Source organism: Komagataeibacter europaeus LMG 18890 (assembly GCF_000285295.1).
Lineage (GTDB): Bacteria > Pseudomonadota > Alphaproteobacteria > Acetobacterales > Acetobacteraceae > Komagataeibacter > Komagataeibacter europaeus.
In genome coordinates this window covers 84752-104975 of sequence record NZ_CADP01000002.1, presented here as the reverse complement: position 1 = coordinate 104975, position 20224 = coordinate 84752, and the positions used below count along the sequence as shown (strand labels likewise).

The following is a 20224-nucleotide window of genomic DNA, read 5'->3' as shown; positions in this document are numbered from 1 at the left end:
TCCGCCGCAGCCAGGCGGGCCTGCTGCCACGCCTGTCGCACCCCCGCCCCAGCGACAGCAGCGACATCCTTGGCCTTGACCCCGCCACCCGCGCCAGCCTCGACCTGCTGCGCACGCGTGATGGCGAGACCGAACATACCCTGTTCGCCGCCGTATCACGCACCGTCACCGCCGCCGGCAGCCGCATGCTGGCGGACTGGATCGCAGCCCCCCTGACCGACCCCGAGCGCATCGCCCGCAGGCAGGCCGGATGGGTATGGCTGCTGGACAAGCCTGGGATACGCGATGACCTGCGCGCCAGCCTGCGCGCCGCCCCGGACATGGCGCGCGCGCTGGGCCGGCTGTCACTGGGACGCGGGCAGCCACGCGACGCCGTGGCCATCCGCCTTGCCCTGGGTGTGGCGCGCGAAATCGGGACCATCCTGAACCGGCACGAAAACCTGCCTCCCATCATGGAACAGGCGGTGCGCCACCTTGACCGCGCGCATGACCTGCAGGACCTGCTGGGCCGCGCGCTGAGCGAAAATCCGCCCGCGCGCATGGATGATGGCGGCATCATCGCCAGCGGCTATGATGCGGAACTCGATACCCAGCGCGAACTGCGTGACGGCAGCAGGCGGGTGATTGCGGCCCTGCAGCAGGAATACGCCACCGAATTCGGCATTGCCAACCTCAAGATCCGCCACCATGCCCAGCTTGGCTACGTGATCGAGGTGCCCGCCGCAGCCGGTGCGCGCCTGCGTGGGCGCGAGGACCTGATCATGCGGCAGGGCACCGCCAGCGCCAGCCGCTTTTCGACCGAACGGCTGGTTAGCCTTGACCAGCAGATCGCGCAGGCCGCCGAAAACGCGGGCCTGCACGAACGCCACCTGTTTACGCAGGTGGTGGGCAGGATACTGGACGAAGCCGCCCTGCCGGACATGGCGGCCGCCCTGTCGTGCATCGACATCGCGCAATCCTGCGCGGTGCTGGCCGGTGGCGGCACGTGGTGCTGCCCCGCTGTCGGCACGGATACGTCCTTTGTCATCCGCGCGGGCCGCCATCCGGTGGTGGAAGCCGCCCTGCCCAGGAACGCGCGCTTCACCCCCAATGACTGCGACCTTGAACCCGATCACCGCGTCATGCTGCTGACCGGCCCCAACATGGCGGGCAAGTCCACCTTCCTGCGGCAGACGGCGCTGGCGGTCATACTGGCGCAGGCAGGCCTGCCGGTCGCGGCACAATCCATGCGCATCGGCGTGGTGGACCGGCTGTTTTCACGCGTTGGCGCATCCGATGACCTGGCGCGCGGGCGTTCGACCTTCATGGTGGAAATGACCGAGACCGCCGCCATCCTGAACCAGGCCGGTCCGCGGTCGCTGGTGGTGGTGGATGAAATCGGGCGTGGCACCTCCACGCTGGACGGACTGGCCATTGCATGGGCGGTGCTGGAAACCCTGCATTCCACGCTGCGCTGCCGCGCGATATTCGCAACGCATTTCCATGAACTGGCCGAGCTGGCGGACAGCATGCCCCGCCTGTCCCCCCACACCATGAGCGTGCGCGAATGGAAGGGGCAGGTCATTTTCCAGCATGAGGTCGTACCCGGTTCCGCCCGCCGCAGTTGGGGCGTGCATGTCGCGCGCCTGGCGGGCGTGCCCGAACCCGTGGTGCGCCGCGCGGGCCGCCTCCTGTCTATGCTGGAGAAGGAACGCGGCCGGCAGGCCCCGCCCCTGCCGCTGTTTGAACAGGCCGCCGCCGACGTGCCGGACGCCCCGTCCGCCCCCGCCCTGCCGCCCGCCGCGATGGAATTGATCACGGAACTGGACCCCGATGCGTTAAGCCCGCGCACGGCGCTGGAAATGTTATATAAACTCAAAAAACTGCTGAAACCCTGATACGGCTCTGGACCTGAGCCCATCTTGGGCGGCACACTCCATCCCGGATCTTTACCGTCATATACAGGACGCCATCTGACCACGATGTCGAACGCTGCCCCCCCTTCCGCCTCCGCTTCGGTCGAGGCCATGACAAACGCCCTCCATACCGCCCTTTTCCCATCCGGGGATGGCGGTGGCGATGCACGCGCCCTGCCGCGGGAGGACGCCATCGGTCTGGTCCGCCGCCACCTGTCGCGCTACCAGGCCCACGTGCGCGAGGAATTCGAGCATCACCGCCTGGGCGGGGCTGAGGCAGGCAAGCTGCTGGCCGCCTATACCGATGGCATGATCCGCGTGCTGGCCGCTTTCGCCATGCAGCAGACGGATATCGATTCGCAACCCGAGGCGCCCTTCGCCATTGCCGCCACCGGCGGGTACGGACGCGGGCTGCTGGCGCCGTTCAGTGATATCGACCTGCTGTTCCTGATCCCCGATGTGCCGGAGGGACAGGGCGAGGACGTACGCGCCTGCGTGGAATACATCCTGTATTTCCTGTGGGACCTGGGGCTGAAGGTCGGGCATGCGACCCGCACCATCAACGAATGCATTGCCGAGGCGGAAGCCGACACCACCGTGCGGACCACCCTGCTGGACGCCCGCGCCCTGACCGGCAGCGAATCGCTGTTTTCCATGTTCCAGGCCCGCTATATCGTGGCCTGCGTGCGCGCGGGCGCCGACCGCTTCATTACCGACAAGCGCAAGGAACGCGCCGCCCGCCACCACCGTTTTGGCGACAGCCCCTATCTGGTGGAACCCAACATAAAGGAAGGCCGTGGCGGCCTACGTGACCTGCAGACGCTGTACTGGATGTGCCGCTATACCTTTGGCACGCGCCATGTCTCCGACCTGCTGGCGCCGGGCTTCAGTGAACTGGGGCTGCTGACCGAACCCGAAGCCAAGCGCGCGCGGCGGGCGTGGGACTTCCTGTGGCGGGTGCGTTTCCACCTGCATTACGTATCGGGCCGGGCGGAAGAACGCCTGACATTCGACGTGCAGCCGGTCGTGGGTGGCCGCATGGGCTATACCCGCCACGGGCGGCAGGTGGGCGTGGAACGTTTCATGCGCCACTACTTCCTGACCGTGCGCGAGGTCATGCGCCTGACGCTGGTGCTGGACCCCGCCGTGCTGCGGCAGGCGCTTGGCCCCGTGGCCAACGCGCCCGAAGCCGACAGCCAGATGCGTGACGCGGGCTTTACCGTGCTGGATGGCCGCATCCTGCCCCAGCGTGGCACGTCGTTCGAGGATGAACCCATCCAGATGATGCGCCTGCTGGACTGGGCCAAGAAGCGCAAGCTGCCCATCCACCCCATGGCCATGCACCAGCTGATCCGCTGGGAACGCAAGGCCGCCAGCCTGCGCGGCGACCCGGAAACCGCGCGTATCTTCCTCGACCTCATGTGCGGCGACCCGCCCGACCGCCCGCAGCGCGCGTCACGTGGCGAGGTTGCCGAACAGCCCGATGCCTCCCCCAGTTTCCACCTGATGGATGAGGGACGACGCAAGGGAAATGCCTACTGGCTGCATATCCTCAACGAAACCGGGCTTATGGGCCGCCTGCTGCCCGACTGGTCCCGCGTCGTGGGGCAGATGCAGTTCGACACCTATCATGTGTTCACCGTTGACGAGCATATCATCGACGCGCTGCGCATCCTTGGCCGGGTGGAACATGGGCACATGGCCGATGAAATACCCGTCGCCTATGACCTTGCGCGCAACCTGCATTCCCGCCGGGCGCTGTATGTCGCGGTCATGCTGCATGACATCGCCAAGGGGCGTGGCGGCGATCATTCGGAAATCGGCTCGCAGATCGCGCTGTATGTCTGCCCCGAACTGGGCATGGACAGCGAGGAGACGGAGACCGTGTCCTGGCTGGTGCTGCATCACCTGCTGCTCAGCCACACCGCGTTCCAGCGTGACATTGACGACCCCAAGACCATCCTTGACCTGGCGGACATCATCCAGTCGCCTGAACGCCTGCGGCTGCTGCTGCTGCTGACCATCGTGGACATGCGCGCGGTGGGACCACGCGTATGGAACGCGTGGAAGGCCACGCTGCTGAACGAACTGTACATGCGCGTGGCCGAGGTGCTGGAAGGCAGTCTTGCCACCACCGAGCGCGACGTACGCGTCGAACGCGCCAAGGCCGCCACCGCCCAGTGGCTGATGGAAGACGGCATGAACGAGACCGATGTCCAGCACTTCATGGGGCTGGGCTATGGCAGTTACTGGCTATCGTTCGACCATGACACCCATGCCCGCCATGCCCGGCTGATCAGCGAATCGGAACGCATGCATTCGCCGCTTACGGTGGAAACCCAGCCCCTGCCCGCGCGCGGGGTGACGGAAGTCACGATTTACGCCGCCGACCATCCGGGCCTGTTTTCCAAGATCGCGGGGGCCGTGGCCATTGCCGGGGCCTCGATCGTGGATGCGCGCATTCATACCATGACCAATGGCATGGCGCTGGACACATTGTGGATTCAGGATGCGGGTGGCGCGGCGTTCGAGGAACCGCAGCAGCTTGCCCGCCTGTCGCTGCTGGTGGAACAGGCGCTGACGGGCCGCATCAACATCAACCGCGAAATCACCCAGTGCGGCCGCAGGCTGAGTGGCCGCCGCATGCGCGCGATCCACGTGCCGCCGCGCGTGGTGATCGACAACCGCGCATCGAACACCTGCACGGTGGTGGAAATCAACGGCCGCGACCGTCCCGGCCTGCTGCATGACGTGACGGCGGCACTGAGCGAGCAGAAACTGCAGATCGCATCCGCCCATATCACCACCTATGGCGTGCGGGCGGTGGACGTTTTCTACGTCAAGGACCTGTTCGGGCTGAAAATTACCGACAAGGGCCGCCTGGACCGTATCCGCACGACCCTGCTGGCCGGCCTGCAGGAAGCGGAAGCCGCAGCCCAGCGCCAGTCGTCTGAACTGGAATCGATTACGATCTGACAGGTCGCTTCAGTCCATTGATAAAAAAGCCTTTCAATACATAACCCCTACTACCTTTCCTGCCCTGCCGCCCATGTGCGCAGGGCGCAGCACACTTCGGCCATGACCTGTGTCCACGCCTGTTGCGGGGGCAGCAGGCTGGCCTGACGGAATAGGCGCAGGGTTGGATACCACTGGCTGGCAGGCTGCAAAACGGGCAGCGTACCGTCACGCATGCCATTTGCGATTGGTGACGGTCCAGATACCGGCCCGCCTGCCGGTACAGGCAGGTCAAACGCCGCCGACCATCGCCAGTCTCCCCCGAAACGACACGGCAGCCAGACCGGACAGCCCATGGCCCCGGCCAGATGGGCCACCAGCGTATCCACGCTGATGACCAGATCGAGTGTCGCAATCAGGCGCACCGTATCCAGCAGATCCGGGTCATCCGTCAGTTCGTGCCGGACAAAGGCCAGGTCCACCCCATCCATTCCCCCTGGCCGCAGGGAAACGAATTCGATCCCGGCCATTTCGCCTAATGCCGACAGGTCCTGCACTGCCATGGAACGCCGCGCGTCAAAGCGATAGGCGGGGTTACCCGCGTGGCACAGGCCAACCCGCGGTTTCCCTTTCCGCAACGCGGCCTGTCGCCATGGGCCTTCACCCAGATACGGCATGAAGGGCGGCACGCTGTCCGCGCCCAGCAGGTGCGGCAGGCTGAACAGGTCACACTGCGCCACGATATCGCGATTTTTATTTATATCATGAGTGATAATATCTATGGCATAAAATGCATCGCAAGCCAGCGTCCCGGCCAATCGCCGCAGGGTGGCAGGCACTTCCAGCACAACCGGCACCCGCCGCGCCGCAAGCTGCACATAGCGCAGGAAATGAACCACATCCCCCAGCCCCTGTCCCGCCATATGCACCAGCAGCTTTTTACCCGCGCGCAGCACATGTCCATCCCATCGTGGCAGGCGGCTGGCGGCGGGATGCGGGGGCAGGAAGTCCAGCCGGGATTCCCACATCTCCCATCCCTGCCGCAGCCTTCCCTGCGCCAGGCGGGCCACGCCAAGGTTGAACCGCGCCCGGGCCTGCGTATCGCGATCAGGCGGCGGATTCCGCGCCAGCATGGTTTCATAGGCCATGGCGGCCTGCGTTACGCTGCCGCCTTCAAACAGGCCGGTCGCGTGGTTCAGGGCGATACGCACATCATCGGGTCGCAGGCACATCGCAATGGCAAAGGCACTTTCCGCCCCGGCCATGTCCCCCAGCGCCATGCGGGCAAGGCCAAGGTTGCTGCAGGTTTCCGCTGTCGGATCATGCGCCATGGCACGTTCCAGCACAGCCGCCGCCGGGCGCATCCGCCCGCCTGCAAACAGAAGCGCACCCAGCAGCGACAGGGCCACGCCGTCATCGGGCCTATGGACCAGCGCCGCCCGCAACACATCTTCGGCCTGTTCACGCTGGTGATGCGCCAGCAGCATTTCGGCCAGTTCATGATTATGGACGAGGGCAGGCACCCGTCGCGCAACATCGCGCATCTGCTGTATGGCGGCGTCGCGCTGCCCCCGCCGCCACAGGAAACGGGCATGCAGCCTGCGGGCCTGCACGGCATGCGCGGGGGACAGGGTAACCGCCCGCCCGTAGGCCCGTGCCGCGGCCCAGGTATCACCTGTCGCCTCCATGATTTCAGCGCAGGCCAGCAGGACGGGCACGTCATCGGGCTGACACAGGCATGCGGCCCGGATCGCGGCCTGCGCTGCTACAGGGTGCCCCTGCGCCAGCAGCGCGCGGGCCAGCACTTCATGGAACGGCCCATGGGGCGCAAGCCGCAGCGCCTGCCCGGCAAGATTTATGGCCAGGTCCGGCCGCCCCGCCGCCAGCGCCACGCAGGCCAGGCCATGCAGGGCATCGGGATCATCCGCCCGGCATGCCCGCAGGGTCGCGAAACACGCCCGCGCGGCACTGATATTCCCCGTGCGCAGGGCTGCATGGCCACGCGCCAGAATGTCCCGCCTGTCCGTGTCATGCCTGTCCGCGCTGTTCGCGTTCATCTCATCCGGCCTTCCCTTGCATGGCGGGGGACGGTCCCGCACACTCATCCCGTTATCCATACGCGACAGAGCGTTAAGAATTTCGATCAGGAACCCGCATGAACATTCCCTCCGGCATGGCCGGCCAGCAGGCCCATGACACGCTGCGGCAGCGTTTTGCCCGCATGGGGCATATCCGCAATGCACTGGGAATCCTCGGCTGGGACAAGGACACCATGATGCCGACCGGGGCCAGCGACAGCCGCGCCGAGAGCATCGCGACCCTGGCCGTCCTGTCACATGAACTCATGACCGCGCCGGACATGGGCGACCTTCTGGCCCGCGCGCAGGCCCCCGATGACGCCATGGCGCGGGCCAACCTGCATGAAATGCGCCGCCAGCATGCCCATGCCGCCGCCGTGCCGTCGGATCTGGTGGAGGCGATGTCGCGTGCGTCCTCGCGTTGCGAAATGACATGGCGCACCGCACGGCAGAACAGTGATTTCGCCAGCCTGCTGCCGGAACTGGAAACCGTGCTGTCCCTTACCCGCGAAATTGCGGCGGCCAAGGCGCAGGCCCTTGGCCTTTCGCCCTATGACGCGCTGCTGGACCAGTATGACGCGGGTACACGACAGGCGGATATCGACCCGGTCTTTGCCGAACTGGCCAGCGAACTGCCCGACCTGATCCGCACGGCGCTGGCGCATCAGGCCACGCTACCCGCCACCGTGCCCCTTTCCGGCCCGTTCGATGTGCCCGCGCAGGCGCGACTGGGCCACGAGACCATGCGCGCGCTGGGGTTCGACATGCAGCGCGGGCGGCTGGATGTCAGCCTGCATCCCTTCTGCGGCGGGGCGGAGGATGATGTGCGCATCACCACCCGGTATGAGGAGCAGGACTGCATCAACGCGCTGATGGGCATCGTGCATGAAACCGGGCACGCGCTGTATGAACAGGGCCTGCCACGCGAATGGCGCGCCCAGCCCGTGGGGGAGGCGCGCGGCATGAGCCTGCATGAAAGCCAGTCCCTGCTTATGGAAATGCAGGTCGCGCGTTCACAGCCCTTCATGGACTGGATGGCACCGCGCCTGCGCGGTGCGTTCGGGGGGACTGATACCGATCCCGCCTGGCAGGCGAACAACCTGCACCGCCTGGTCACCCGCGTGCGCCCCGGCTTCATCCGCGTGGACGCCGATGAGGTCACGTACCCCGCGCATATCCTTGTGCGTTACGAAATGGAAACCGCGCTGATCGCAGGGAAAATGAAGCTGTCCGACCTGCCGGAAGCCTTCAACGCCCGCATCCATGACCTGCTGGGCCTGAAAGTGCCCGAAGACCGGCTGGGCTGCCTGCAGGATATCCACTGGCCATCGGGCGCATGGGGCTATTTCCCCACCTATACGCTGGGCGCCGTGATCGCGGCGCAACTGCGCGCGGCGGCGGAGCGTGATGACCCCACCATCATGCCCGGCATCGGCAAAGGCGATTTCGCGCCCCTGCTGGCGTGGCTGCGCCCGCGTATCCATGCCCGTGGCAGTGGTGCATCCACCAGCGAGATCGTGCGCGACGCCACGGGGGCGGTGCCCAATACGGGGCCATACCTGCGGCACCTGCGCCAGCGCTACTGTGCGCTGGCCTGAAATATTGATCAAAAGATAACAGAAGTTTCCGGGTGCCACCTTTTTCCAAAAAGGCGGCATTCTCCGAAGCTTTTTGAAAAAAGCTTCGCCAGAAACTTCCCTGGCGGGCCGCCTTTCCAAAACAGTCCTGTACGACAGGGCGGACATGCCGCATGTCCCCCTTGCCAATCGCTGCGGTTCGTGACGAGATAACGCGCGATGTACGCGAAATCTCCATCTGCCATCCGTCGCCTGCGTTCCGCGGGTTTTCTCCTTGCCTGCGGCACCTGCCTGCTGGGCGCGGGTCATGCCGCCCATGCCGCCAAACCCGCGCCGCCGCTCAACCCGCCCGCGGCGCTGGAGGAAGTGGCCTCATCCTCGACCGCCGCATGGGACCGGGTGGTCGTGCTGCCCGACGGGCGGCTGCTGGTGGAACTGCCGCGCTGGGCGGGCAATACCGGGCCGGGGCTGGCGCTGGTGGACGGGGACAATACGCCTCATCCCTATCCCGACAATTCATGGAACGACCCCGCCACGCCTGCGGCAAGCCGGCTGGTCGCCCCGTCCGACATACAGCTCCAGCCCGATGGCACGCTGTGGGTACTCGATAGCGGACAGCCAGACCACGCGGGCAAACCGGTGGACGGCGGCCCCAAGATCGTGAAGATCGACAGCCATACCGGCCAGGTCATGCAGACATGGCCGCTCAATCCCGGCATGCTGCGTGCGGGCAGCTACGCCGCCACCATGCGCATTGCGCGCGGGCATGCCTTCATCGGGGATTCCGGCATCCCGGCCATGATCGTGGTCCGGCTGGACACCAACATCCAGCGCCGCCTCATGGAACACACCCCGGCCCTGACCGCGCACCAGCCCATTACGGTTGACGGCAAGGTGGCGACCAACCCGGCAGGCCACACCGCCATCATCAATATCAGCCAGATGGACATAAGCGCCGATGGGCAGTGGCTGTATTTCGAGCCGCTCTGCGGTCCCGTCTACAAGCTGGATACCGACCTGCTGGTGGACCCCAAGGTCACCCCCATCGAACTGGAGGAAGGCCCCACCCTGTGGTACAAGACGCCACCGCTGGGTGGCATCACGGCCGGGCCGGATGGCACGCTGTATTTCAATGACGTGTCCACCGGCAGCATCTTCCGCCTGATGCCCGACCGGGTTTACCAGAAAATCGTAACCGACCCGCGCCTGCACTGGCCCGGCGGGTCGTTCGCGACCAGGGACGGGCAGCTTTATGTCCCCGCATCCCAGCTTGACCGTACCGCACCGCTGAATGGCGGGCACAACGCCATCCAGTGGCCGGTCCATATCTACCGCATCAATATCGGCAGCCTGCCGCCGCCGAAATTCTGACACACCACGCGCGGAATTGCATCGCGCGTCGCATCCGCCCCCTTCGCGCGGGGGGCGGTTGGGATTATGATGGTGCAATGCGCTATATTTCTACCCGGGGGAACGCCCCCGTCCGCGATTTTTCGTCCGTTCTGCTGGCGGGGCTGGCAGAGGACGGTGGCCTGTACCTGCCCGAAAGCTGGCCTGAACTGTCGGTGGCCCAGTGGCGTGACCTGCGTGGCCTGCCCTATCCGGAACTTGCCGCCCGCATCATCGCCCCCTTTGCCGAAGGGTCGATCACGCATGACGTGCTGCTGAAGCTGTGCCGCGACGCCTACAGCCGATTCGACCACCCGGCCATCGTCCCGCTGACACAGGTGGAAGACGGGCTGTTCGTGCAGGAACTGTTCCACGGGCCGACGCTGGCGTTCAAGGACATGGCCATGCAGCTGCTTGGCCGCCTGTTCGACCATGTGCTGAACGAACGCGACGAGAAGGTCACCATCGTGGGCGCGACCTCGGGCGATACCGGGTCGGCCGCGATCGAGGCATGCCGGGGCCGTGAGCGCCTGAACGTGGTGATCCTGCACCCCGAGGGCCGCACGTCGGAAGTGCAGCGCCGGCAGATGACCACCGTGCTGGAACCCAACGTGACCAACCTTGCGGTGCAGGGGACGTTTGACGACTGCCAGGACCTGGTCAAGGCGATGTTCGCCGATGGGCCCTTCCGCACCGACATGCACCTATCCGCGGTCAATTCCATCAACTGGGCGCGTATCGCGGCCCAGGTGCCGTATTATGTCTATGCAGCACTTGCGCTGGGCGCGCCGGACCGCGAGGTTTCGTTCGCCGTGCCCACCGGCAATTTCGGCAATGTGCTGGCCGCATGGGTGGCACGCCGCATGGGCCTGCCCATCCGCGCGCTGTGCGTGGGCTCCAACCGCAATGACATCCTCTCGCGCTTCCTGAATGAAAACGACATGAGCATCCACGGCGTGGTGCCCAGCCTGTCACCGTCGATGGATATTCAGGTCTCGTCCAACTTCGAACGCCTTCTGTTCGAACTGCTGGACCGCAACGCCGCCGAATGCGCGCGCATCATGACCGAGTTCCGCAAGACCGGCGTGATGAAGGTCGCAACCCCGGTCTGGGACCGCGCCAATGCGCTGTTCCATGGTATTTCGCTGGATGATGCCGCGACGGAAGCGGAAATCCGCACGCTGAACACCCGCAGCCACTATCTTGCCGACCCGCATACCGCGATCGGCATCGCAGCCGGTCGCGCCTTCCGTGAACCGGGGATTCCCATGGTGGCCATGTCCACCGCCCACCCGGCCAAGTTCCCCGATGCCATGGCGCAGGCGACCGGCATCCGCCCTGCCCTGCCCGCGTCACTGGCCGACCTGTATGACCGGCCCGAGCGGTACAGCGTGGTGCCGGCCGACCTGAACGTGATCGAGGACAGGGTGCGCGCGGCCGTCCTGTCCAACAGCAAAGCGGGCTGATCTCCCTACCCTTTTTCCATCTTACGCAAGCAAGGGGCGGCGTGGGGCCATGATGCGCCACGTCGCCCGCAGGACCAGCATGACCGACCTGATCAATGTGACCCGACTGGATTCCGGCCTGACCATCGTGACCGAACGGATGGACCGGGTGGAGACCGTGTCCCTCGGGGCGTATGTCGCCGCAGGCACCTGCAATGAAACCGCGCCCGAAAACGGGGTATCCCACTTTCTGGAACACATGGCGTTCAAGGGCACCGGCACCCGCACCGCCGTGGGCATTGCCGAGGAAATCGAGAACGTGGGCGGCCATATCAACGCCTACACCGCGCGTGAGCACACGGCGTATTACGTCAAGCTGCTGAAGGAAAACCTGTCGCTGGGCGCGGATATCATCGGTGACATCCTGACCCACAGCACCCTCGCCCCCGATGAACTGGAGCGCGAACGTGGCGTGATCCTGCAGGAAATCGGGCAGGCGAACGACACCCCCGATGACATCGTGTTCGACCATTTCCAGGAAACCGCCTTTCCCGACCAGCCGATGGGTCGTCCCACACTGGGCACCGAAGCGGGCATCCAGACCATGTCGCGCGCAACGCTGGTCAACTACATGGGCACCCATTACCGGGCGGGCAACACCATCATCGCGGCTGCCGGCAACCTGGAACACGCCCGCGTGGTGGACCTGGTGCAGCAGCATTTCGCCGACCTGCCCACCGGCACGGTCCCGCCGCAGCCCGCCGTCAATTACGTGGGCGGCGCGTTTACCCGCGAACGCGAACTGGATCAGGCCCATATCGTGCTGGGCTTTCCGTCCATGCCCTATGGCGACCCAGATTATTACCCGGCCCTGCTGCTGTCCACGCTGCTGGGCGGTGGCATGTCGTCGCGGCTGTTTCAGGAAATCCGTGAAAAGCGGGGGTTGGTCTATTCCGTCTATTCCTTCAACGCGCCCTTCCGTCAGGGTGGCCTGTTCGGCATCTATGCCGGCACGGGGGAGGCACAGGTGGCCGATCTGATGCCGGTCACGCTGGAGGAACTGCGCAAGGTGCGTCACACGGTGACGGACGCCGAACTGGCGCGTGCGCGGGCGCAGCTCAAATCCTCCCTGCTCATGTCACTGGAAAGCACGGGCAGCCGGTGCGAACAGCTGGCCCGGCAGCTACAGGTCTTCGGTCGCCTGATCCCGACGGCGGAGACCGTGCGCCGGATCGACGCCGTGACCATTGCCGACGTGCAGCGTGTCGCAACACGCATCTTCAGCGGCAGGCCGACCCTCGCCTCCCTCGGGCCGGTCAGCCATATTCCTTCCCTCGACAGCATTACCGGGGCGCTGGCAGCATGAGTACCGACCCACTCGACCTGATCTCCACCCTCATCACCCGCGCCCGTACTGCAGGGGCCGATGCGGCGGATGCGATCTACGCCACCCGCGTCGCCCATGGCGCGCAGGTACGCAATGGCCAGACCGAGGACCTCGAACGATCCGAGACCTGCGATCTTGGCCTGCGGGTGTTCGTGGGGCAGCGTTCGGCCATTGTCTCGGCCACGGCGCTGGATCCCGAACGCTTTGACGCGCTGGCCGAACGGGCCGTCGCCATGGCCCGCGTGGTGCCCGAGGACCGCTTTGCCGGACTATGCGCCGAGGCCGCGACCAGCTTTACCGATGCTGCCGGCCTGGACCTGTTCGACCCGACCGAATTACCCACCACCGACCTCGTGGCCCGTGCGCGCGTGGCGGAAGAAGCGGCGCTGGCGGTAACGGGCATCACCAACAGCAACGGGGCATCCGCAAGCTTCGGGCTGTCGGACATCATCCTCATGACCTCGGCCGGGTTTTCGGGGCGGTATGCGCGGACCAGCCATTCCGTCTCCGCCAGCGCGGTTGCGGGCAGCGGCACGAAGATGGAGCGGGATTACGACTACCATTCCGCCGTTCACCTGTCCGACCTTGAGGATGCTGGCCTGATCGGCCACCGTGCGGGGGAACGCACGGTCGCGCGCCTGAACCCGGTGCGTCCGCGCACGGGGCGCATGCCCATCGTGCTGGACCCGCGCGTTTCCACCAGCATGCTCGGCCACCTGTCGGGGGCGATCAATGGCATCGCCATCGCGCGTGGCACTTCCTTCCTCAAGGAAAAGATGGACAGCCGCATCATGCCTGCCGGCATCACCATCATTGACGACCCGCGCCGCGTGCGTGGCCCCGGCGCGCGTCCGTTCGATGGCGAGGGCATGCTGACCGCCACGCGCACGCTGGTGGAAGATGGCGTGCTGAAGACATGGGCGCTCGACTCCCGCACCGCTCGGCAGCTGGGGCTGAAGCCCAATGGCTGCGCCAGCCGGGGCACGTCGGGACCGCCCGCGCCGTCGCTTGGCAACATGTTCATGCAACCGGGCAGCCTTACGCCCGCAGCCCTGATGGCGGACATAAAGGAAGGAATTTACATAACCGAGATGATGGGATCCGCCATCAATGGCATTACCGGCGATTACAGCCGCGGGGCCGCGGGCTTCATGATCCGCGATGGCGTGCTGGCGGAACCGGTGTCGGAACTGACGGTCGCGGGCAACCTGAATGACATGTTTGCCCGGCTGGTACCTGCCAGTGACCTGGTCTTCCGCCAGTCCACCAATGCACCGACCATCCGTATCGATGACATGGTTATTGCGGGTTCATAAGCCAAAGACTGCCTGGAAACAGTTCGTTGATAAAATGGTAAAGGTTTTTGGGTGCCGCTTTTCCAAAAAGGCGGCATTCTTTGCCAAAAACCTTCTTGTGGTTGCAGGATGCTTGCGGGACTGACGTTTCCAGCAGTCTCTTGCCCTTTCCGTGATTTCATGTGTCTGTAAGCCCGTTGCCCCTGTTATGGACGCGCGGGCTTACCTATATCTGTAACAAGTGGCCCGAAATCATGGCGGCCACAGGATAATGATGGTTCCGACACAGGATTGCAGATACCCTGACCCAGATGAAACAGAATTCTTCGCGCCAGATGCCGCGTAAAAGCATCGTCCTTGCTGCCAGCGCGGCCCTGACCATGCTGCCGCTGCTGGCCCATCCCGATGTGGCTGACGCCCGTGCGGGTGGTGGCTTCTCCATGGGTAGCCGTGGGTCACGCACCTACAGCGCGCCCGCGCCATCACAGACCGCCCCGTTTGGCGCGACCCCGTTCCAGCGCACCATGACACCCCGCCCGCAGCCCACGCCCGGCTATGGTGCGCAGGCGCCGTTTGGCGCGGGTGCCATGGCCATGGCGCGGCCCCGCCATCCGTTCATGAATGGCTTCATGGGCGGCCTGATCGGCGCGGGCCTGTTTGGCATGATGTTCGGGCACGGCATGTTCGGTTCCGGCATGGGGGGCAGCGGTTTCCTTGGGCTGCTGATCCAGCTGGCGCTGGTCTTCTTCATCGTCCGCTGGGCCATCCGCCGTTTTGCTGGCAGCCGCGCCAATGGCGGCAATGCCGTACCCTTCGGCATGCAGCGCCCGGCGGCGGGGCCGGTGCCACAGGGTGGTGGCCAGCAGCCGGTGGGCGTCGCCATTACGGCAGCGGATTACCAGGCGTTCCAGCAGGCGCTGATCAATATCCAGACGGCATGGAGCCAGCAGAACGTCGGGGCCATGCAGCACATGGCCACGCCGGAAATGGTGTCCTACTTCAGCAGCCAGCTAAACGATCTGGCCAGCCGTGGCGCACGTAACGTGGTGTCGGATATCCGGTTTGAGCGTGGTGACCTGGTGGAAAGCTGGCGTGAAAACGGCTTTGATTACGCCACCGTCGCCATGCAGTATTCCATGATCGACATCACCACCGACATGACGGGCCGCGTGATCGATGGCGATCCGGCCAACCGCACCACCGTAACCGAACTGTGGACGTTTGTCCGTTCGGCCGGGACGGGTACATGGCTGCTGTCCGCCATCCAGCAGACGCCACGCCGCTGACCTGCGGTTCATGATCTGAAGGCGAAAAGGCCCGCATCACCTGATGCGGGCCTTTTTTATGACGGTCATGACCGGACTGCGGACGCAGGCAAGCAGACTGACGCCCCGTCCATTATGAAACGTCCCGCAAACCATAATGAAGATTCTGGCTACTGCCTTCCTTCAGGAAAGGCGACGTTTGCCAAAGCTTTTTTCAAGAAAGCTTCACCAGAAACTTTCATTTTTATCAGTCTGTTATTTTGAAACGTGCCTTCATATAGGCGCAAGGCTGAGCGCATACAGGATGGCTGCCAGTGCCGAAAGCGTAATCGCCACGGCACGAATGCGCCCCTTGTGCCGACGCGCTGCCTCCTGCGCTTCCATCTGTGGTGTAACCTGCACCGCTGTTGCCTGATCCATCTGCCCGAACTCCCGTATGGATAAAAACTGCCCGATCAGTGGGCGATAAAGGCATGGTCGGCCAGCAGGCCAAGGAACAGGAAAAACAGGTAAGCCAGCGAATAGCGGAACGAGCGGCGTGCCGGGCCATCGCCGGTCAGGCTGACACCATTGGCATCCTGCCTGTCACGCAGCACTCCGATGGCGCAGCAGATGAACCCAGCGCCCAGCACGCTGGCTACAGCCGTATACAGCCAGCCAGCCAGATGCATGAAAGACGGCACCAGCGACACGGCGGTCAGGATGATCGTGTACCACAGGATCTGCCACCGTGTATGCCGTGCCCCGCGCACGACCGGCAGCATAGGGATACCGGCCCGACCGTAATCCTTGCACGCATACAGCGACAGCGACCAGAAATGCGGCGGCGTCCACAGGAAGATGATACCGAACATCACCACCGGCATCACCGCCATCGACCCAGTGGCGGCAGCCCACCCGATCATGGGCGGGAACGCACCCGCCGCCCCACCGATCACGATGTTCTGCGGCGTCGAACGCTTCAGCCACATGGTGTAGATGACGGCATAGAAGAAAATGGAAAACGCAAGGATGCCCGCAGCCAGGGCATTCGTGGCCAGCCACATCAGGATGACGGACGCCACCGACAGGCCGATCCCATAACCCAGCGCCGCATCGGGACTTACGCGCCCGTTGGGAATCGGACGGGTCACCGTACGCTTCATCACCGCGTCGATATCGCGGTCGTACCACATGTTGATCGCACCCGCTGCACCTGAAGCCATGCATATGCATAGGATGCTGACAGCCGCCACCAGCGGGTTGATCGGCCCTGGTGCCATATACAGGCCCGCCGCCCCGGTAAACACCACCAGCGAGATGACACGCGGCTTGAGCAGCACCAGCCAGTCACGGGCTTCCGTACCCACGCGGGCGGCGTCATAGGTAATGGGGGCGGTATCAGCCGCGTCGGGCGTTGTGATGGCGCCACTCATGCTCATGCATCTCCACGCGTGGGGGATGGCGTCTGCCATTCAGGGGTGCGCGCACCCGGTCCCCAGTAATTGGCAGGCAGTGACGTGCCGGGCTCCATGCCAACGCGGACCACGATCCCGGCAAACACCACGACCGACAGGCCCATCAGCACCGCCCCCATGACGCCAGGCAGACCATGGAACGCCATAAGCGACAGCATCGTTCCCCCTACCGTTAGCCCGAAATGGACACGACTTGCACCCACCGGGGCGACATGACCCAGCATCTTGCCAATCCAGTAATAAAAACCGGCGAACAGCGCGAACATGGCGGCATACAGCGTTGCCGCATGCACATTCGCCATGCCGCCGGGCAGCAGCGACATGCCAGATCCCACCAGCAGCAACGCCACGAACCCTGCCCCCCATTCCATGGGAACCGAGGCCTGCACATGCCCCGCCCGGACCGTGCGCGCCCATGCCAGCAGAACCGCCAGCACCGGCAGGACAATCAGCCCAAGCTGGACACTGACCGCAGGGGCCGCCATATGCGCCAGGCCACCATGCAGCAGGTCATGCACCCATACCGAGCCACCGCCGACCGACATCACGACCAGCGCACCCAGTACCACGCGCGGCATCTGCAGCGGCGCGCGGGAAAATGTTTCAATGACCTGTGACACGATCCCGATGGACGGCAGCAGCAGCAGCGCGATTTCAGGACCGGCGAAAACATGCAGCAAGCCGTCAATCTGCCCGGACATGTCTCCACCGGACAGCACGATGCGCGTCAGCCCACCCGCCAGTACCGGCATGACCATGACAGCCATCATGGCCGTCAGGCCCTGCGCCCATACGAATATGGGCATGTCACGCAGGCGCTGATCCATCGGCCCCATGTTCAGGACGGTGGCCACCATATTGATGGCCTGCAGCAGCATGCCAAGGCACCACGCCATCAGCGCCAGCAGCGAGACCTGCGCGGGCACAGCGGGGGACAGCCCCGCCAGGACAGCCACGAAGCTGGCGGCGACCAGTCCCCACCCCACCAGCGCCATGCGCGGGAAAGCCAGCGCGCGGGCACGCAGCAGCAGCGGCACGAACCAGTTGCCGAAGCCGCCAGACAGGGCGGGCAGCACACAGAAGAACACCATCATCATGCCATGGCGGCGACCGATGCGCCCCGCGGCGCCGGCGATATCACCCCCGGCCCATGCGTCGGTCAGCGTCTGGGGCAGCAATCCGGCCTGAAGGCCAACAGCCAGCAGGCCACCGACCATTCCAGCCACGATCGCCATGACGAGGTACAGCATGCCAACCGTCCTGTAGCCACAGGATCCGCCAGCCTCCCGCACCGCATCTGCCCCGAACTGTGTGCCTGTGGGCATACGATGTACTCCCTGCTGCCATGCGCCGGTGTCTGGCATGGCCAATCGTTACCATGATTTCATCATATACCGCGCCTTATACACAAAAACGACCCTGTGGGCCGCTCCTGTGGTCGCGCAATCGTCATTTCAGCCCTGTCACATGGACAGGGCTGGCAACCCCTGCGGGGCTTACGCCACCATGGGACTGGCGCAGCTATCCGCTTCACGCGGCAGCGTGACCAGGGTGAACAGTCCCGCGGGCGGCACCGGCTGCAACGTCGCGCGGCGCAGGTCAGCCGGCGGCAGCAGCGATTCAATGGCGAAATCGGGATGCCATCCCAGTGAATGCGATGCCCGCGCCATGCCGCGTTCAACCGCCAGCCGCACGCCACCCTGCGCCAGGAAGTGGTTGACGAACAGGATATGCCCGCCCGGCCTGACCACGCGCTTGAGTTCCGCCAGCAGCGCACGCGGGTGCGGCACGACGGATGCCACGAACATCGCCACCGCGATATCGAACGTGCCATCGGCGAACTTCGTTGCCTCGGCATCCATTTCCAGCAGGTCGTCCACATTGGACAGGTGCTGCCGCCTTACGCGCAGGCGTGCGCGTTCCAGCATGTCACCGGACAGGTCGATGCCGGTAATATGCTTGTCCTTGCGGTAGTACGGCAGCGCCAGGCCCGTGCCCACGCCCACTTCCAGCACCCGCGAACCCGGCAGGCTATTGACGGCTTCGACCGCGCGCCTGCGCCCGAAGGCCGAAATGCTGCCGAATACGGCGTCATACACGCTGGCCCAGCGACGGTACGCCGCCTTGACCGCAGCCGCGTCCAGCGCGGATTTGGGGGAAGGTATTTCCACGACTTTCTCGGCAGCCTCATCATGCAGAACGTCACTCATCAGGCTGCTCCCATGCCAAGGCCATGGAAGACGGCGCATCCGCCCCGCTTCCGTGCTGCATCCGCCATGATCAAATCCGTCCCGTTCTGCTGCATTACAATTCCACCTGACCTGCCCACGCGCCATCCAGCCCGTGCAACCGCCCGTAATCCCTGCCCGACGCCATGCCACATGGCACGACAGCCACGACCATCGTGCCTGCCACGGACACCGTTTTCCAATTCCTACGCGTCCACGCCGCCCGTGACCAGACGGGACACGATCGCATCCCATATCAGGCCCGCGGTATTGATACCGTCAAAACGGTCGATTTCCTGCAGGCCGGTCGGGGAGGTGACATTGATCTCGGTCAACCATTCACCAATCACGTCGATTCCGACAAAAATAAGTCCCTGTTCGCGCAGCATCGGACCGATCGCATCACAGATTTCCCGGTCACGCGCGGTCAGTTCCGCGCGCACCGGCCTGCCGCCCACATGCATGTTCGAACGCGTCTCCCCTTCCGCCGGGATACGGTCGATCGCACCCACCGGCACGCCGTCAACCAGGATGATGCGCTTGTCCCCCCGGCGCACGGCGGGTTCGTAACGCTGGATCATCAGCGGTTCCCGCGACCGGGCAAAATGCATTTCCAGCAGGGCGTTCAGGTTGGGATCGTCCTCCCGAATGCGGAAAACACCCGCCCCCCCGTTGCCAAACAGCGGCTTGACGATGATGTCACGCCACTTCGCGCGGAATTCCAGGATCGCCTTCACATCCCATGTCACCAGCGTGGGCGGCATGAGGTCGGGGTAATGCGTGACCAGGATCTTTTCCGGCGCATTACGCACGGCGGCGGGGTTGTTGACCACCAGCGCCCGGCCCGGCCCGATGCCGTGGATATGTTCAAGGATATGGGTCGCGGTGATATAGGCCATGTCGAATGGCGGATCCTGGCGCATCAGCACCACGTCCATGTCGGCCAGGTTGATGACCTGTTCCGGCCCGAAGGTCGCATGGTCGCCTGCCCTGCGCCGCACCGTGACCGGACGGGCGCGGGCGGTGACGCGGTCGGTGCGCTGACCGCCCTGTGCAGCAGTCCGGCCCTCGCTCAGGCTCAGGGCCTCGACCTGATAGACAAACAGTTCGTATCCCCGGGCCTGCGCCTCCAGCATCATGGCGAAGGTGGAATCGCCATTGATATCGACACCGCCAAGCGGGTCCATCTGGACAGCAACCTTCAGGGGGCGAGACATGGGCGGGTTTTCTCCACGCGGAACAGGACCGGTTCG

14 protein-coding genes are annotated in these 20224 nt (G+C 64.9%); 8 read left to right on the top strand and 6 right to left on the bottom strand.

Annotated elements, in window-relative coordinates; all coding sequences use genetic code 11:
* On the top strand, nucleotides 1-1877 hold a 1877-nt coding region (gene mutS / locus GEU01_RS22215), incomplete at its 5' end, for a DNA mismatch repair protein MutS (RefSeq protein ID WP_456303502.1).
* Between the two features lie 84 nt (nucleotides 1878-1961).
* Entirely contained in the window at nucleotides 1962-4871 is a 2910-nt protein-coding gene (locus tag GEU01_RS01995; RefSeq protein ID WP_019084735.1) for a [protein-PII] uridylyltransferase, read from the top strand.
* Nucleotides 4872-4921: 50 nt separating this feature from the next.
* Here GEU01_RS01995 and GEU01_RS01990 read toward each other — a convergent pair whose 3' ends face one another.
* Nucleotides 4922-6907 (bottom strand): tetratricopeptide repeat protein, encoded by a 1986-nt coding sequence (locus tag GEU01_RS01990; protein WP_019084734.1) that lies wholly within the window; start codon nucleotides 6905-6907, stop codon nucleotides 4922-4924.
* A 98-nt stretch (nucleotides 6908-7005) separates the two neighbouring features.
* Between GEU01_RS01990 and GEU01_RS01985 the strand changes: the two genes are divergently transcribed.
* The 6 genes from GEU01_RS01985 (at nucleotide 7006) to GEU01_RS01960 (ending at nucleotide 15307) form a co-directional block, all read left to right on the top strand.
* Nucleotides 7006-8526, top strand: coding sequence for a carboxypeptidase M32 (locus GEU01_RS01985; RefSeq protein ID WP_019084733.1), 1521 nt, complete (start codon nucleotides 7006-7008; stop codon nucleotides 8524-8526).
* 198 nt (nucleotides 8527-8724) lie between these two features.
* On the top strand, nucleotides 8725-9876 hold the full coding sequence (locus tag GEU01_RS01980) for an L-dopachrome tautomerase-related protein (RefSeq protein WP_019084732.1): 1152 nt from the start codon (nucleotides 8725-8727) through the stop codon (nucleotides 9874-9876).
* A gap of 77 nt (nucleotides 9877-9953) precedes the next feature.
* Nucleotides 9954-11360, top strand: a complete 1407-nt coding sequence (gene thrC / locus GEU01_RS01975) for a threonine synthase (protein WP_019084731.1) — start codon at nucleotides 9954-9956, stop codon at nucleotides 11358-11360.
* Between the two features lie 79 nt (nucleotides 11361-11439).
* Nucleotides 11440-12705 carry a M16 family metallopeptidase gene (locus GEU01_RS01970; RefSeq protein WP_019084730.1) on the top strand — a complete coding sequence of 422 codons (1266 nt, stop codon included), beginning with the start codon at nucleotides 11440-11442 and terminating at the stop codon, nucleotides 12703-12705.
* A complete protein-coding gene (locus GEU01_RS01965; RefSeq protein ID WP_019084729.1) occupies nucleotides 12702-14042 on the top strand; it encodes a TldD/PmbA family protein in 1341 nt (446 codons plus the stop codon). The genes GEU01_RS01970 and GEU01_RS01965 overlap by 4 nt, the downstream gene beginning before the upstream one ends.
* 290 nt (nucleotides 14043-14332) lie before the next feature.
* A complete protein-coding gene (locus GEU01_RS01960; RefSeq protein WP_019084728.1) occupies nucleotides 14333-15307 on the top strand; it encodes a Tim44 domain-containing protein in 975 nt (324 codons plus the stop codon).
* A 252-nt stretch (nucleotides 15308-15559) separates the two neighbouring features.
* Here GEU01_RS01960 and GEU01_RS25620 read toward each other — a convergent pair whose 3' ends face one another.
* The 5 genes from GEU01_RS25620 to gshB all read right to left on the bottom strand — a co-directional run bounded on the left by GEU01_RS25620 (nucleotide 15560) and on the right by gshB (nucleotide 20188).
* Nucleotides 15560-15706, bottom strand: a complete 147-nt coding sequence (locus GEU01_RS25620) for a hypothetical protein (protein WP_010507692.1) — start codon at nucleotides 15704-15706, stop codon at nucleotides 15560-15562.
* A gap of 35 nt (nucleotides 15707-15741) precedes the next feature.
* Nucleotides 15742-16701, bottom strand: coding sequence for a heme o synthase (locus GEU01_RS01950; protein WP_019084726.1), 960 nt, complete (start codon nucleotides 16699-16701; stop codon nucleotides 15742-15744).
* Between the two features lie 2 nt (nucleotides 16702-16703).
* Nucleotides 16704-18068, bottom strand: a complete 1365-nt coding sequence (locus GEU01_RS01945; protein WP_026018416.1) for a cbb3-type cytochrome c oxidase subunit I — start codon at nucleotides 18066-18068, stop codon at nucleotides 16704-16706.
* 171 nt (nucleotides 18069-18239) lie between these two features.
* Nucleotides 18240-18953, bottom strand: coding sequence for a class I SAM-dependent methyltransferase (locus GEU01_RS01940; RefSeq protein ID WP_010507696.1), 714 nt, complete (start codon nucleotides 18951-18953; stop codon nucleotides 18240-18242).
* A 224-nt stretch (nucleotides 18954-19177) separates the two neighbouring features.
* Entirely contained in the window at nucleotides 19178-20188 is a 1011-nt protein-coding gene (gene gshB, locus GEU01_RS01930; protein WP_026018415.1) for a glutathione synthase, read from the bottom strand.
* Between the last annotated feature and the right edge of the window lie 36 nt (nucleotides 20189-20224).

What these genes read in the sequence shown, in the direction of transcription:
- thrC (WP_019084731.1), top strand. Translation starts at nt 9,954, where the DNA reads ATGCGCTATATTTCTACCCGGGGGAACGCCCCCGTCCGCGATTTTTCG.
- GEU01_RS01970 (WP_019084730.1), top strand. Translation starts at nt 11,440, where the DNA reads ATGACCGACCTGATCAATGTGACCCGACTGGATTCCGGCCTGACCATC.
- GEU01_RS25620 (WP_010507692.1), bottom strand. Translation starts at nt 15,706, where the DNA reads ATGGATCAGGCAACAGCGGTGCAGGTTACACCACAGATGGAAGCGCAG.
- gshB (WP_026018415.1), bottom strand. Translation starts at nt 20,188, where the DNA reads ATGTCTCGCCCCCTGAAGGTTGCTGTCCAGATGGACCCGCTTGGCGGT.
- GEU01_RS01980 (WP_019084732.1), top strand. Translation starts at nt 8,725, where the DNA reads ATGTACGCGAAATCTCCATCTGCCATCCGTCGCCTGCGTTCCGCGGGT.
- GEU01_RS01985 (WP_019084733.1), top strand. Translation starts at nt 7,006, where the DNA reads ATGAACATTCCCTCCGGCATGGCCGGCCAGCAGGCCCATGACACGCTG.
- GEU01_RS01960 (WP_019084728.1), top strand. Translation starts at nt 14,333, where the DNA reads ATGAAACAGAATTCTTCGCGCCAGATGCCGCGTAAAAGCATCGTCCTT.
- GEU01_RS01995 (WP_019084735.1), top strand. Translation starts at nt 1,962, where the DNA reads ATGTCGAACGCTGCCCCCCCTTCCGCCTCCGCTTCGGTCGAGGCCATG.
- GEU01_RS01950 (WP_019084726.1), bottom strand. Translation starts at nt 16,701, where the DNA reads ATGAGTGGCGCCATCACAACGCCCGACGCGGCTGATACCGCCCCCATT.
- GEU01_RS01990 (WP_019084734.1), bottom strand. Translation starts at nt 6,907, where the DNA reads ATGAACGCGAACAGCGCGGACAGGCATGACACGGACAGGCGGGACATT.
- GEU01_RS01965 (WP_019084729.1), top strand. Translation starts at nt 12,702, where the DNA reads ATGAGTACCGACCCACTCGACCTGATCTCCACCCTCATCACCCGCGCC.
- GEU01_RS01945 (WP_026018416.1), bottom strand. Translation starts at nt 18,068, where the DNA reads ATGCCCACAGGCACACAGTTCGGGGCAGATGCGGTGCGGGAGGCTGGC.
- GEU01_RS01940 (WP_010507696.1), bottom strand. Translation starts at nt 18,953, where the DNA reads ATGAGTGACGTTCTGCATGATGAGGCTGCCGAGAAAGTCGTGGAAATA.